This window comes from Paenibacillus amylolyticus (genome assembly GCF_050990605.1).
Lineage (GTDB): Bacteria > Bacillota > Bacilli > Paenibacillales > Paenibacillaceae > Paenibacillus > Paenibacillus amylolyticus_H.
Window position 1 is genome coordinate 2032907 of the sequence record NZ_CP158832.1, and the last position, 13786, is coordinate 2046692.

Sequence of the window (13786 nt, forward strand, 5' to 3'; positions counted from 1 at the left end):
TTTAATGTTAGTTAATATTACATATTGAGTCTTTTGTCCTGATAAAACGAAGCGTTTAAAAAAAGAATGTCGAATTGGGTCTCATATCAGAAGTAGGTAACAGAATGAGAGGATGATAGTCGCACATATTAGGTAATGGGTCTCAATTACAGTCTAAAGATTGGTTTCGATATAGAGTTATGTTTATAATAGGGGTGATCAACATATGTAAATAAATATATAATATTGATTGGAGGAGAACCGATGAAACAGGCACCGAGAAAGTATGCGAATTACATTCCGATTCGGGAACTGGAGACTTTGGAAGAGAGGTTATCTCCCTTCAAGGTGTATGCAGAACTTCGTGATAACACTCCAGTCCGATATGATGAGCATCGAGAATGTTGGGATGTTTTTGGTTATGAAGATGTGAAGTACGTATTGAAAAACCCGAAACTGTTCTCTTCTGCACGTGATCGTGGCAATACGAGCATGTTGACGACAGACCCTCCCAAACACAAACAGCTGCGTGATCTGGTGAATCAGGCGTTTACACCCAAGGCAATTGAAGCGCTGGCTCCCCGTATTCAGGAAATCACGGATGAGTTAATTGCTCCACACCTGTCAGAAGGACACATGGAACTTATTGATGACCTTGCAACGCCATTACCCGTCATTGTAATTGCAGAATTAATCGGAGTCCCTGCGGCGGATCGTCAAAAGTTCAAAGATTGGTCTGATGTATTGGTAAAAGGCGCACGTGATGATAGTGAACAGGCCTTTCAGGAATTACTGGAGGAGAAAAAAAGAAATATGCAGGAGTTGCATATCTATTTCACTGGCATTATGGAAGAACGTCGGTTACAGCCAAAAGATGATCTGATCTCATTACTGCTTGCTGCGGAGATTGATGGTCAGAAATTAACTTCAGATGAAGTGGTAGGCTTCTGTATTCTCCTACTTGCTGCCGGTAATGAAACAACAACCAACCTGATTACCAATGCGGTTCGTATTCTGTCTGAACAACCCGAGTTACAACAGGAGTTGCGCGAACATCCTGAACGGATTACTTCTGCGATTGAAGAGACGCTGAGATATTATCCGCCAATCGTTGCGATTGGTCGGGTCGCCAAGGAAAATGTAGAGTTGAATGGTCAGACGATTCAAGCTGGAGAGCAGGTGATTTCCTGGGTTGGAGCAGCCAATCGGGACAGCGCCCAATTTGAACACCCGGAAGATTTCATCTCTGATCGCAAGCCGAACAGGCATATGGGATTTGGTTTTGGCATTCATTTTTGTCTGGGGGCACCACTCGCTCGTTTGGAGGCAAGGGTAGTTCTTCATACATTGCTTCAGCACATGGAGCGTATTCAGCTTGTGCCGGAAACAGTCTTGCAACCGATACAAAGTGCCTTTGTATTTGGTGTGAAACATTATCCGATACAATTCAATCTAATAAATAAATAATGGACGGCACATGAATGACAAAAGCCGCTCTCAGGCCAATTAGGCGCTGGAAGCGGCTTTTTCAAATATAAAAGTAAGATGGACTCGTTAAGAAATGGATGGGTAATCAGGATTTCTGGATAGAAGCAGGTTTGTTATACAATTTGAATCTGACCCAAACCATATTAAGCAGCAGCAGTCCGCCAGAGACGATAAACAGACCTTCGATTCCGATGAATCCTGCCATAAAACCTCCAATGATCGCTCCAAGCATATTGCCTAACGCAAGGGTGCTCGTATTAAAACTGAATGCACGGCTAATCATGCTATCTGCTGTATAGGAACGGATCAAGGCATTGACGCTCGGAAGCAGGCCACCCATGAACACACCCATCATGAATCGAACAAGAATGAGCTGCCACACGGTCTGAACAAATGCCTGCGGAATAAGCATGAGTCCTGTACCTATGAGGGAGAACGTCAGCACCTTGTGAGGACCAATCCGGTCACTCAGCTTCCCGAGAACAGGAGACATGGCCATATTGGATAGTCCCGTAACTGCACCGACAAGTCCCGCCCAGAAGGCCACATTTACATCCGAAGCATGCAATTTTTGCACATACAGCGGCAAGAGTGACATGGGACTAATCATCGCAAACTGCAGCAGGAACGTCACAGCAAACAGTGCGGGCAGTTGTGGTGACTTGTTCAACTCCTTCAAACCGGACAATACGGATTGTGCCGGCAGTTTGGCTGCTTCTTGACGGTCAAACTTCTCTCTCACCAGGAACATGGCGAGCATGGAAGCGACAAAGATCAATGCACCTGTAATGTAGAAAATGGGACGGAAGCCTACCGCATCAGCCAGCAAGCCGCCAATAAGCGGACCCAGGATTGTACCGGCAACTTGCCCGGACTGACTGATTCCCATGGCGAAACCCATACGGTCTTTCGGCGTGGTACCTGATATCAGCGCAACAGCTGCAGGATTGAAACCGGAGATGGTACCGTTAAGCAAACGTAATAAGAGAAGCTGCCAGGGATTCTGCGCCAGACCCATAAGGGCAATGACGATAGCCATCCCGAATCCCGAACGCAACAGCATCACTTTTCGACCATACTTGTCTGATAACTTGCCCCAGAGCGGTTGGAACAAAAATGAGGTGAGGAAATTGGCTGCAAAAATAAATCCGGCCCAAATGCCAATTTCATGTTCGCCAACAACGCCCAAATCTCTTGCGAGATAAAGAGACAAAAATGGGGTAATCATGGTCATGCCCGAATTGACCAAAAATTGTCCGAACCAAAGCACAATGAGGTTTACTTTCCACGTTTTCAAAGTGCTTTCACTTCCTTTCAAAGATATTTCTGCAATTCTCAAAAAAACACCATTCTTTCATTATAACATAATTGGCATATGAGGGATGGGTGTAAGGAATGTCATAGTATTGTCACGTAGAACGCATCTGCATGTGGTTGTTACGGCTGTTTAAAAAGGGCATAATGGTAATTATGAGTCCAAAAACTATTGGAGGCTTCTTACATGAGCTATAATGATCGACTGATTCGGGCAAGTTTTAAACAACAGATAGACCGTGTCCCGGTATGGTACATGCGTCAAGCTGGACGTTACGATCCTGAATATCGCAAAATTAAAGAAAAGTACTCCTTGTTAGAAATCTGCAAACAACCCGAGCTGGCGGCTGAAGTTACACTCATGCCGGTGCGCAAACTTGGTGTAGATGCGGCTATTTTGTATTCCGATATTATGAATCCGGTTGCCTCATTGGGCATTGATTTTGACATTGTAAAAAATATTGGACCGGTAATCGATAATCCTATTCGTTCAGCTGCAGATGTGGATCGTCTGCGCCCCATCGACGTAGAGGGAGATCTGTCACATATTCTGGAAACCATTCGAATTCTGGATAAGGAGCTTGACGTGCCTCTGATTACGTTTGCGGGCGCACCTTTCACCATTGCGAGTTATCTGATTGAAGGCCGACCTTCGAAAGGTTATATCCGCACGAAAACGATGATGTACAGCGAGCCTGAGGTGTGGCATAAGTTGATGCAGAAGCTTGGTGATATGGTTATTACATATGTCCGTGCGCATATTGCGAATGGCGGTAAGGCATTCCAGTTGTTTGACAGCTGGGTTGGAGCACTTTCTCCCAAAGACTTCAGAACATATGTATTGCCTACAATTACCCGTATCTTTACCGAATTATCGGATTTGAATGTACCGAAGATTTATTTCCCTGGTGTTGCATCGGGTGAGTTGTTGCCGGCACTGCATAATCTGCAGGCCGATGTGATTGGACTCGACTGGAGAATATCCATTTCGGAAGGGCGTCAACGTCTTGGCGGCAAATTTGCAGTACAGGGTAACCTGGACCCATATGTGCTGACTGCCCCGATGGAAATGATCAAAGAGCAAGCCAAAGTGATTATTGACGAAGGAATCAAGGAGCCGGGGTATATTTTCAACCTGGGACACGGATTATTTCCTGAAGCATCGCTAGAGAAGCTCAGAGAACTAACGGCTTATATTCATGAATATTCTGCCGAAGCAATGAAGACTGGGGTGACGGTAACCAATGACTAATACTGTAGGTGTACTGGTGATGTCGTATGGCACACCAGAAAATATGGAGAGTGTTGAAGCGTATTACACACATATCCGCAGAGGACGTCCGCCTGAACCGGAGCAATTGAAGGAACTGACGGATCGTTATGAAGCCATTGTTGGCGGTGTTTTTCCACTTCGGGAGAATACGGACAATCAGGTCAAGGCCCTTCAAGAGACGTTAAACCGCGATGAGCGTGGCACTGATGTGGAATTCCGCTGTTATCAAGGACTGAAGCATGCCTATCCGTTTATCGAGGATGGCGTGGAGCAGATGGCCAAGGATGGAATTCAGACAGCGATTGGGATTGTACTGGCTCCTCATTTTTCCACGATGAGTGTAGGCAGTTATATCAAACGTGCGCGTGAAAAAGCAGAAGAGCTGGGCGTTCATATGTCCTTTATTGAGAGTTATCATCTGCATCCGAAGTTAATTCAGGCGTTGTCCACGCGTGTCAGTGCCAAGTTGGATGCGTTCGAAGAAGCTGGAGCAAAACGCGGGGATGTAAAAGTCTTGTTCAGTGCTCACAGCCTGCCGGCACGTATTGTGGAGATGGGTGATCCATACCCGCAACAATTGCTGGAGACTTCGGAAGTGATTGCCTCACGTGTAGGCATAACCAATTGGCAATTTACATGGCAGAGTGCCGGACGAACAGCTGAGCCTTGGCTCGGACCGGATATTCTGGATACGTTACAGGAGCTTTCTCGTGAACAGGTAGAGGATGTACTTGTGGCACCAATCGGATTTGTCTCGGATCATCTCGAAGTGCTATATGATCTCGATATTGAGGCCAAATCGATTGCCAAAGAGATCGACATGCGCCTGATGCGTATTGATTCTCTCAATAGCGATCCTCTATACATGGAGACGTTAAGCGACGTTATTATAAGCCAATGGCAGCAAGGGTCGGATGAGTAATGGGTGATAAGAAACGCCGTGTTGTTGTCGTCGGCGGTGGCCTCACCGGCCTCAGCGCGGCATTTTATATCCGCAAGCATTACCGGGAAGCGGGAGTTGAACCCGTGATTACTTTGGTCGAGAAAAGCTCGTCCATGGGAGGCATGATTGAGACACTGCACCGGGATGGATTTGTGATTGAAAAGGGGCCCGATTCTTTCCTGGCTCGCAAAACAGCAATGATTGACCTGGCTAAAGAATTGGAGATCGATCATGAACTGGTCAGTCAGAATCCGGAGTCGAAGAAAACGTATATCATGCAGCGTGGCAAGCTTCATCCAATGCCAGCAGGACTTGTTCTTGGTATTCCCACAGAACTAAGACCATTCTTGAGAAGTGGTCTGGTCTCTCCGGCAGGCAAACTGCGGGCTTTGATGGATTTTGTCATCCCGCCGCGTCGTACAACAGAGGATGAATCGCTCGGTTATATGATTGAACGCCGTCTTGGAGCAGAAGTGCTGGAGAACTTGACGGAACCACTGCTCGCAGGAATCTATGCAGGTGATATGCGGCGATTGAGCCTCCAGGCTACCTTCCCGCAGTTCGGAGAAGTAGAGCGCGATTACGGCAGCTTGATCCGGGGCATGATGACGGGTCGCAAACCGGCTGAGACGCATACCGGAACGAAACGAAGTGCTTTTTTGAACTTTCGTCAGGGACTTCAGAGCCTTGTTCATGCACTCGTCCATGAGCTGCAGGATGTGGATCAACGTCTGAACACCGCGGTGAAGTCGCTGCAACGTCTTGATGGAGCGCAGACCAGGTACCGTGTTGAACTTGGTAATGGCGAAATGCTTGAAGCCGATGATGTAGTGGTTACTGTGCCGACATATGTCGCGTCAGAGCTGTTGAAGCCTCACGTGGACACAGCGGCATTGGATGCTATTAATTATGTGTCTGTAGCCAATGTAGTGCTCGCTTTTGAGAAAAAAGAGGTGGAGCATGTATTCGACGGTTCGGGTTTCCTCGTTCCGCGGAAAGAGGGCCGGAATATTACGGCTTGTACATGGACATCGACGAAATGGCTGCATACCAGCCCGGATGATAAAGTGCTGCTCCGCTGTTATGTCGGTCGCTCTGGTGACGAACAGAACGTAGAGCTTCCGGATGATGCGCTGACCGATCTGGTTCTCAAGGATCTGAGAGAGACGATGGGTATTGAAGCAGTGCCGATCTTCTCCGAGATTACAAGGCTTCGTAAATCCATGCCACAGTATCCGGTGGGACACCTCCAACATATTGCCGCCCTTCGTGAGGAGCTTGGCAGCAAGTTACCGGGTGTGTACATTGCAGGTGCAGGTTATGAGGGCGTAGGCTTGCCGGATTGCATCAGACAAGCGAAGGAAATGTCTATTTTGGCAACACAAGAGCTTGCAGCAGATTAAGTACAGCAAGAGAGCTGTCTCAACCGTAGAATTATCTACTGAAGAGATGGCTTTTTTCATATGAAGATATAGAAGCTAACCGAGTTAATACCCTTTCAATCGATGCAGTTCCAATGAATGATGGAAATCCAGAATATGCCTGATATAATGGTATGTATGGCTGTGAAGAAGAGGAGTTGCTTATGTATCCCCCAAGATCAGATCGAAGTGTAGAGAGAAAAAAAAGAAAGCGCACCCGCGATAGAATCATCTGGACAGTTAATCTTGTATTGATCATGGCAATTGGTCTGGTGGGCATTTTTTATGTCATTAATACACGTCAACAACAGGCAGACACGCCGGTGAAGCAAGAAATGGTTGATCAGGATCAGCCTTCCATTGGAGACGATGCCAAAGGCGGGGATCAGGTAAGTTCTCCAGACTGGGAGGAGTCTGATAAGACTCCGGAAGAAGAAGCTGAAGCAACGAATGAAGAAACAACAGCAGATGCAGATGAGCCATCTGGCGTAGCGAAACCTGATACTTCAGGCAATACCAATAATGGGAAAGCCGAATCCGGAACGAAAAAACCTGCTACAGATTCGACACCGTCCGGCACCAAGGGAAATGCAGGTGTGGATACCGAATCAGCGACATCGAAACCTTCCAATTCAGCGAAGGATGTCACCATTAATTTTGTCGGTGATATTCAATTTTCGGGCAAAGTTGCTGAGCTGCTGGATAAGAACGGTTATGATTATCCCTTTGCAAAACTCGGCAGATTATTCAAGGATGATGATCTTACCATCGGCAACTTAGAGACACCGATAACCCTGGGTGGTACGGGGGCAGCTGACAAAACATATGTATACAAATCTTCGCCCGAAGCATTGGCGGCAATGGCCTCTGCGGGTTTTGATGCTGTCAATTTAGCTAACAATCATATTCTGGATCAGGGTGTAGAGGGTTTGGTAGATACGTTAACCTATCTCAAGGAATATGGTATAGCTCACACCGGGGCTGGCATGAACAGGGATGAAGCCTATGCACCAGCATATCTGGAACGCAAAGGCATGAAGATTGCATTGCTTGGGTTCTCCCGCGTTGTACCGGAAACGAGTTGGAAGGCTGAGGGCAATCGGGCTGGCGTGGCTGAAGCTTATGATTCCACAGGAGCGGTCAAAGCGATCCAGGAGGCTAGTAAGAAGGCTGATCTGGTGATCGTGGTTGCACATTGGGGTGAGGAACGTGTAAGTACTCCGAACAGTGATCAGACGCGATTGGCTCATGAGTTTGTCGATGCGGGCGCTGATCTGGTCATAGGTGGTCATCCTCATGTGTTGCAAGGGTTGGAGTACTATAAGGGGAAGTGGATTGCATACAGTACGGGAAATTTCATTTTCTCCAGATCAACAACTGAAGAGACATGGAAAACAGCGGTATTTCAGGCTCGCTGTAGTCGGGATGCAGCTTGCAGCATGAAAGTTATCCCTTATGAGGCCGGGCTTGGTCAGGCCATCCCGATGATCGATGAGGCAAACAAACTTTTACTTGAACAGATGGCAAAGCTTTCCCCAGGCATTCGTTATGATGGGAATGGAGTTGCTTCGCCTAATTAAAAACCTTTCTGTGGAGGGAATCGAATGAACAACCTATGTGTAGCGCACCGTGGATTTTCTTCTATTGCACCAGAGAATACGATGGCTGCATTCCTGATGGCCATGGAGCGGCCTGAAGTTCAGTGGATGGAGTTGGATGTGCAGTTGTCGCGTGATGGTGTACCAGTGGTCATTCATGATTTTACAGTGGATCGCACGACGAATGGCAAGGGTTTGGTTCGGGAAACCGATTGGGCTGATCTGCAACGTCTGGATGCCGGAGCATGGAAAAATAAGTCTTACAAAGGCGAACGGATTCCGGCGCTCAGTGAATTGTTAGATCGCTCGTGCGGCAGAGTACGTTTGAACATTGAACTGAAAACGCAGGGAGACATGTACCCGGGTCTGCCTGCGGCTGTTATACATGAAGTGAGAAAAAGACATATGCAAAATGATGTTGTGATCACCTCATTTGAACCAGCTGCTCTGATCGAAGTGAAGAAACTTGCACCAGAGTTCCAGACGGGGCTGATTATCGATGCACGACCAGGTGACCTGTTAACCGCGCTGCGGAAGATGAATTGTACATTCCTCTCGATTGGATACACCAATGTAGATAAATCCTTAATGAACGAGATGCGGAGTGCAGGCATTCGGGTGATGGCTTGGACAGTGGATGACAAGACCATTATGAAGAAACTGGCGGCAGTTGATCCAGAACTCATGTTATGTACGAACCGTCCTGACGTATGGGAGTTGGCATTTCAGGAGACGAGCAGCCGATTTTTCAGACCGTAATTATCCTAAATGCACTATTGAATCCAATAAAGGTGGTAATATACCCATGTTAACTAACGTTCGCAATGTATACTGTGTAGGACGCAATTATAAACTTCATGCGGAAGAATTGGGTAACGCGGTTCCGGATGAGCCAATGATCTTTATGAAACCTTCTCATGCAGTCGTGCCCCTGAATGGTCAAACGCTTGAATTGCCTGCTACCAAGGGTGAAGTTCACTACGAAGCTGAATTGGTCGTTCAAATCGGCCGGAGTTATGAGCCAGGTATGGCGGTAGATGAGCTGGTGGATGCGTATGCGTTTGGTATTGATTTTACGTTACGTGACGTTCAGACCGTGATTAAGAAAAAGGGCCACCCGTGGACAGCCGCCAAAGGGTTCAAAAATTCCGCTCCGGTTACTGCATTTCAGGCATTTCCGGGTGCGGCAACATTACTGGAGAAAGACTTTACATTGACCAAAAATGGTGAGGAAGTCCAACGTGGTAACATTCGTAACATGATCTTCAGTTTACAAGATATTGTGGATTATGTAGGTCATCATTACGGCCTGGGGCCGGGAGATGTCATTTTTACAGGAACACCGGAAGGTGTTGGACCAACACAAGCAGGAGATATGCTCGAACTGGCATGGGACGGCGAAACCTTGGGGGCGTGCACGATTGGGGCAGCGCAATAAGGATTACACAGCATTCCTGCTTGAGATGAATAGGGTACAGGAAAGGGGCGTGAATACGCTCCTTTTTGTCATGTTTTTAATAGCAACTTCATATTTCATCGTACGGATGGGTCGCTAATTACGCCAGGTTATAAGCTGTATTGGCGCTCTGCGTGACCAACTCTTCCAGTTCAGCTTGTTGTGCAGCATGTTGCTTCGAGCTGATACTTCCACTTGCGAGTCGCTCATCCAACTGCTCTCTGAGCTGTCTTACTTGTATAGCAATCACCTCATCCAAATTCCCCTTGTTTTCTTCCGTAATCGTTCTCAGTGATTTGCCGTTGTACAGCTCCTGATACAGATCCGCTTCTGAAGGCTGATTTAGAGCACTGAGCAGTTCGTCACTGCTTCCCTCACGAGTATCCAAGTCAACGATGGACCATTTGGCAGTAGGTATGGGGGAGATGGCAGATTGGCCCCATGCTGTTCCGGCGAAGGACATGGTGGCAATCATTGTGCCTATAATAATGACTCTTTTCATGTTCATATGCATAATCCTCATTTCTGTAGTGGAGTACGAACGAACTGATTCGTAGCTTGTCGTAGATGTATTTGTTGATGTATCGATCTGAGAATAGTGTAAACGGAAAACCTGAAGTGAAACTTAAAATAAGATAAGTAATTTCAACCTAGTGGAGAGTGACTGAAAAAAAGAAAAGCAAAATTATCTTGTTGTAACGTTTGATCAATAACCTGTTTTGGCACTTCTACACGAGGCCAGAACAGGTTTTTTGTGTGCTGGCCTCAGGAGTTTCGGCATTGGCATCAAACCGTGGTATAATTGAATTTCAAAAATACAATAAACGTCATGCGGGCTTTACATACGCTGCATGCAGGAGACATTATGGATTGGATTATTGGCGCCGTATGCGCTTCTATGGTGGCAGGTGCTGCCTATGCAAAAAAGTCGCTAACCCTGTCTGGCTGCCTGGCAGCCATCATGATGGGAACGATATATTACGGAGCGGGTAACCTGTTCTGGTTTGGCACGTTATTGTTGTTCTTTATGACTTCAACGTTGCTCTCCAGGTTCCGTAAAGATCGGAAGCAGGAGCTGGAGAAATCCTATGCCAAGTCAGGAAATAGGGACGCCGGGCAAGTGATGGCTAATGGTGGGATGGGCATGTTCCTATGTCTGGGATACTGGATATTTCCACATCCGGCATGGGTGTATGCTTTCATTGGTGTAATGGCTACCGTTACATCGGATACATGGGCAACCGAACTCGGAAGTCTCAGTCGCAAGCCGCCGCGCTCTGTTCTCACATGGAAGGTACTTACGCCAGGTGCTTCTGGAGGTGTCTCACTTCTCGGCACCGTGGCTGCAGCCTTAGGTGGGGCTCTGATTGGAGTGGGAGCCTTCTTGTTTTCATGGATCGCCGGGATCGAAGGGCTTGGTCTGTTTAGTTGGACTTTTGTCGGCCTTGTGGGTGGATTGGCAGGTGCTTTTACCGATTCCTATCTGGGCGCAACGGTGCAGAAGATGTATCATTGCACTGTGTGTGCCCGTGAAGTTGAGGTACATGAACATTGCGGGCATCCAACGGTTCGGGCACGTGGGTGGGCATGGATGAGTAACGACCTGGTTAACGTGCTTAGTTCGGTTATCGGAGGATGCGTCGCGATAGGTTTAGGTAACATTTTGGCGTTGTAGGGGGGAGTACATTTGAGCACGGTACATGGAGACAAATCGGAGGTTATTTTGGATGCGGCCTATGGTATTTTTGGCTCGAAAGGTTTTTATGAGACCAAGATGTCTGATATTGCAGACGAGGCCGGCATCGCAAAAGGCACCATTTATTTATATTTCAAAAGCAAGGAACAATTATTTGTTGCAGTGTCCAAGCGGGACTGTAACAGCTTTATCAGTCGTCTTGAATATGCTTTGAACTCACATGAGAACACAGGAGATAAACTTGGAGCAATAGCCAAGACTCACCTTACGTATTATTACGAGCGCCGCAATCATACCAAGCTCTTTTTTATGGCACCCAATAATGATCCGGATCTGATGCAATTCATGAAAGAATTTATGAATCAATATATGAGCATGGTGTGTGAGGTGTTGGAGAGTGCAAGTGTACCTGAGCCAGTCTTGTTGGCCAAATCGTACATTGGGATTCTGGATCGTCTGAAGATGGATATTATGCTTAATCCAGAGTTCAACGAAGAGGATCTGAACAAGCGAATTGCCTTTTCCGCAGCGTTGTTTCTGGACGGGTGTCGGTCCTTTTTGAAAACGTAAGTGCTTGTGTGTGGATACGGGGAATATGGAATACTATTTTACAGAGAAGTGGGTACAAGCAATGAACATAATGACGGTAGAGCAAATTACAAAAAGTTATGGCGAAAAAATATTGTTCAAGGATGCTTCATTTGGTATGGCTGATCAGGACAAAATTGGCGTCGTTGGGGTAAATGGCACCGGTAAATCCACGTTTTTGCGTGTGATTTCAGGAATGGAACCTGCTGATGCGGGCCAGATCTCGATCGGTAATGATGTACGCATTCAGTTCCTGGCGCAGAATCCGGACTTCAATCCGGATAATACGGTATTGCAACAAGTATTCGAAGGTGACAGCATGGAAATGAAAACCGTGCGTGACTATACGGAAACGATGGAATTATTGGAACTGAATTCGTCCGATCCAGCTTTGCAAGAGCAATTATTACGTTTGAATCAGCAAATGGAGCAGCTTCAGCTCTGGCAGATGGAGAGTGAAGCGAAGAGCATTTTGTCCAAACTGGGTATTCGTCAATTCGATGCACTGATGGGCACATTGTCTGGTGGACAACGCAAAAGGGTAGCACTCGCTGCTGCTCTGATTCACCCGTGCGAACTGCTCATTCTGGATGAGCCGACGAACCATATTGATAATGATTCAGTAGTATGGCTCGAGCAGTACTTGCAGAAGCGCCGCGGCGCACTGCTTATGATTACGCATGACCGGTATTTCCTGGATCGTGTGGCGAATGTCATGCTGGAATTGGATCATGGTCGTTTGTTCCGCTATGAAGCCAACTATACACGTTTTCTTGAACTGAAGGCAGAGCGTGAAGAACGGGAAGCCTCTTCCGAACAGAAACGCAAGAACTTGCTTCGGACGGAGCTCGCATGGATTCGTCGTGGTGCCAAGGCACGGACGACAAAACAAAAAGCGAGAATTGATCGCTTCGAACAACTCAAAGACCAACAAGGAGTCCAGCGCTCGGGTTCTTTGGAAGTATCGGTTGGTTCCACTCGTCTGGGGAAAAAGATTCTGGAGATCGAACATCTTTCCAAAGCCGTTGATGGTCGCAAACTGATTGAAGATCTGAGTTATATTGCCGTACCTGGAGATCGGGTCGGGATTGTCGGACCGAATGGTAGTGGTAAGTCCACGCTGTTACAGATGATATCTGGCAAGTTGGAACCCGATGCAGGCGTGGTTGACGTAGGTCCTACGGTCAATCTGGGTTATTTCACACAGGAACATCAGGAGATGGATGAATCTCTTCGTGTCATTGAGTACATCAAGGAAGTAGCCGAGAATGTGAAAACAGCCGATGGCTCACTGATTACAGCATCCCAGATGCTGGAGCGATTCCTGTTTACCCCGGCATCCCAGTGGACGCCAATCTCCCGTCTGTCTGGTGGAGAGAAGCGTCGTCTATACTTGCTGCGTGTGCTGATGGCTGCGCCGAATGTACTACTGCTGGATGAGCCGACGAATGATCTGGACATCCAGACACTCGCTGTACTGGAAGACTACCTGGACGATTTCCCGGGTGTTGTCTTTGTGGTCTCCCATGATCGCTATTTCCTTGATCGTACTGTGGATAAAGTGTTGTCTTTTGAGGGCGATGGTGCTGTACGTGTACACGTCGGCGATTATAGTGAATATGCGGAATGGATGCTGAAAAATGCACCTGGAGCTATTCAAGAGAGCGACACAGGAGTAGCGAAGGCGAAGCAGTTATCGGATAAAACGACGCCTGCTGTGTCAGCGGCTAAACCGAAGTTGAAATTCAGCTTCAAGGAGCAACGTGAATACGACCAGATTGATGAAAATATTGAGAAGGCTGAAGCCAATCTTGTCCGGATTAACAAAGAGATGGAAGAGTCATTTAGCGATTCTGCCCGTCTGCAGGAGTTGATGGCGGAACAGGTCGAGGCTGAGCGTCATCTGGACGAATTGATGGAACGCTGGACCGTTCTGAATGAACTTGCAGAGCAGATTGAACAGAGCAAGTCTTGAATTATGATTAACCGTCGCCCTTTCTTCCTTAGTGACATTATGTCGCATAGGTGGA

General features: G+C 47.2%; 12 protein-coding genes. 10 read left to right on the forward strand and 2 right to left on the reverse strand.

Annotation, left to right across the window (positions count from 1 at the left end):
* Positions 1 to 243 precede the first annotated feature (243 nt).
* Complete coding sequence (locus tag ABTV53_RS09380) at positions 244 to 1446, forward strand: cytochrome P450 (RefSeq protein ID WP_433752512.1); 1203 nt, start codon at positions 244 to 246, stop codon at positions 1444 to 1446.
* Between the two features lie 106 nt (positions 1447 to 1552).
* Here the strand turns inward: ABTV53_RS09380 and ABTV53_RS09385 are convergent, their stop codons facing one another.
* Positions 1553 to 2764 (reverse strand): MFS transporter, encoded by a 1212-nt coding sequence (locus ABTV53_RS09385; protein WP_433752514.1) that lies wholly within the window; start codon positions 2762 to 2764, stop codon positions 1553 to 1555.
* A 204-nt stretch (positions 2765 to 2968) separates the two neighbouring features.
* On the opposite strand from ABTV53_RS09385, the gene hemE reads away from it, so the two are divergent.
* The 6 genes from hemE (at position 2969) to ABTV53_RS09415 (ending at position 9454) form a co-directional block, all read left to right on the forward strand.
* Positions 2969 to 4033 (forward strand): uroporphyrinogen decarboxylase, encoded by a 1065-nt coding sequence (hemE, locus tag ABTV53_RS09390; protein ID WP_433752516.1) that lies wholly within the window; start codon positions 2969 to 2971, stop codon positions 4031 to 4033.
* On the forward strand, positions 4026 to 4976 hold the full coding sequence (gene hemH / locus ABTV53_RS09395) for a ferrochelatase (protein WP_036609705.1): 951 nt from the start codon (positions 4026 to 4028) through the stop codon (positions 4974 to 4976). Before hemE ends, hemH begins: the two co-directional genes overlap by 8 nt.
* Positions 4976 to 6400: a protoporphyrinogen oxidase gene (gene hemY, locus ABTV53_RS09400; protein ID WP_433752518.1), complete on the forward strand. Its 1425-nt coding sequence runs from the start codon at positions 4976 to 4978 to the stop codon at positions 6398 to 6400. The genes hemH and hemY overlap by 1 nt, the downstream gene beginning before the upstream one ends.
* Positions 6401 to 6582: 182 nt before the next feature.
* Positions 6583 to 7998 carry a CapA family protein gene (locus ABTV53_RS09405; RefSeq protein ID WP_433752520.1) on the forward strand — a complete coding sequence of 472 codons (1416 nt, stop codon included), beginning with the start codon at positions 6583 to 6585 and terminating at the stop codon, positions 7996 to 7998.
* Between the two features lie 24 nt (positions 7999 to 8022).
* A complete protein-coding gene (locus ABTV53_RS09410; protein ID WP_433752522.1) occupies positions 8023 to 8775 on the forward strand; it encodes a glycerophosphodiester phosphodiesterase in 753 nt (250 codons plus the stop codon).
* Positions 8776 to 8821: 46 nt separating this feature from the next.
* Positions 8822 to 9454: a fumarylacetoacetate hydrolase family protein gene (locus ABTV53_RS09415; protein ID WP_433752523.1), complete on the forward strand. Its 633-nt coding sequence runs from the start codon at positions 8822 to 8824 to the stop codon at positions 9452 to 9454.
* 118 nt (positions 9455 to 9572) lie between these two features.
* Here ABTV53_RS09415 and ABTV53_RS09420 read toward each other — a convergent pair whose 3' ends face one another.
* On the reverse strand, positions 9573 to 9980 hold the full coding sequence (locus ABTV53_RS09420) for a hypothetical protein (protein ID WP_433752524.1): 408 nt from the start codon (positions 9978 to 9980) through the stop codon (positions 9573 to 9575).
* Positions 9981 to 10337: 357 nt separating this feature from the next.
* Here ABTV53_RS09420 and ABTV53_RS09425 point away from each other — a divergent pair, with 357 nt between their 5' ends.
* From ABTV53_RS09425 to ABTV53_RS09435, 3 genes are all read left to right on the forward strand, one after another.
* Positions 10338 to 11147, forward strand: coding sequence for a DUF92 domain-containing protein (locus ABTV53_RS09425; protein WP_433752526.1), 810 nt, complete (start codon positions 10338 to 10340; stop codon positions 11145 to 11147).
* Positions 11148 to 11159: 12 nt separating this feature from the next.
* Positions 11160 to 11738, forward strand: a complete 579-nt coding sequence (locus tag ABTV53_RS09430) for a TetR/AcrR family transcriptional regulator (RefSeq protein WP_433752528.1) — start codon at positions 11160 to 11162, stop codon at positions 11736 to 11738.
* 61 nt (positions 11739 to 11799) lie between these two features.
* Positions 11800 to 13731, forward strand: coding sequence for an ABC-F family ATP-binding cassette domain-containing protein (locus ABTV53_RS09435; protein WP_433752530.1), 1932 nt, complete (start codon positions 11800 to 11802; stop codon positions 13729 to 13731).
* Positions 13732 to 13786: the final 55 nt, after the last annotated feature.

Bases quoted from the DNA above. Each gene is read 5' to 3' on its own strand.
- ABTV53_RS09380 (WP_433752512.1), top strand. From the start codon at position 244: ATGAAACAGGCACCGAGAAAGTATGCGAATTACATTCCGATTCGGGAA.
- ABTV53_RS09410 (WP_433752522.1), top strand. From the start codon at position 8,023: ATGAACAACCTATGTGTAGCGCACCGTGGATTTTCTTCTATTGCACCA.
- ABTV53_RS09415 (WP_433752523.1), top strand. From the start codon at position 8,822: ATGTTAACTAACGTTCGCAATGTATACTGTGTAGGACGCAATTATAAA.
- hemE (WP_433752516.1), top strand. From the start codon at position 2,969: ATGAGCTATAATGATCGACTGATTCGGGCAAGTTTTAAACAACAGATA.
- ABTV53_RS09420 (WP_433752524.1), bottom strand. From the start codon at position 9,980: ATGAACATGAAAAGAGTCATTATTATAGGCACAATGATTGCCACCATG.
- hemH (WP_036609705.1), top strand. From the start codon at position 4,026: ATGACTAATACTGTAGGTGTACTGGTGATGTCGTATGGCACACCAGAA.
- hemY (WP_433752518.1), top strand. From the start codon at position 4,976: ATGGGTGATAAGAAACGCCGTGTTGTTGTCGTCGGCGGTGGCCTCACC.
- ABTV53_RS09405 (WP_433752520.1), top strand. From the start codon at position 6,583: ATGTATCCCCCAAGATCAGATCGAAGTGTAGAGAGAAAAAAAAGAAAG.
- ABTV53_RS09435 (WP_433752530.1), top strand. From the start codon at position 11,800: ATGAACATAATGACGGTAGAGCAAATTACAAAAAGTTATGGCGAAAAA.
- ABTV53_RS09425 (WP_433752526.1), top strand. From the start codon at position 10,338: ATGGATTGGATTATTGGCGCCGTATGCGCTTCTATGGTGGCAGGTGCT.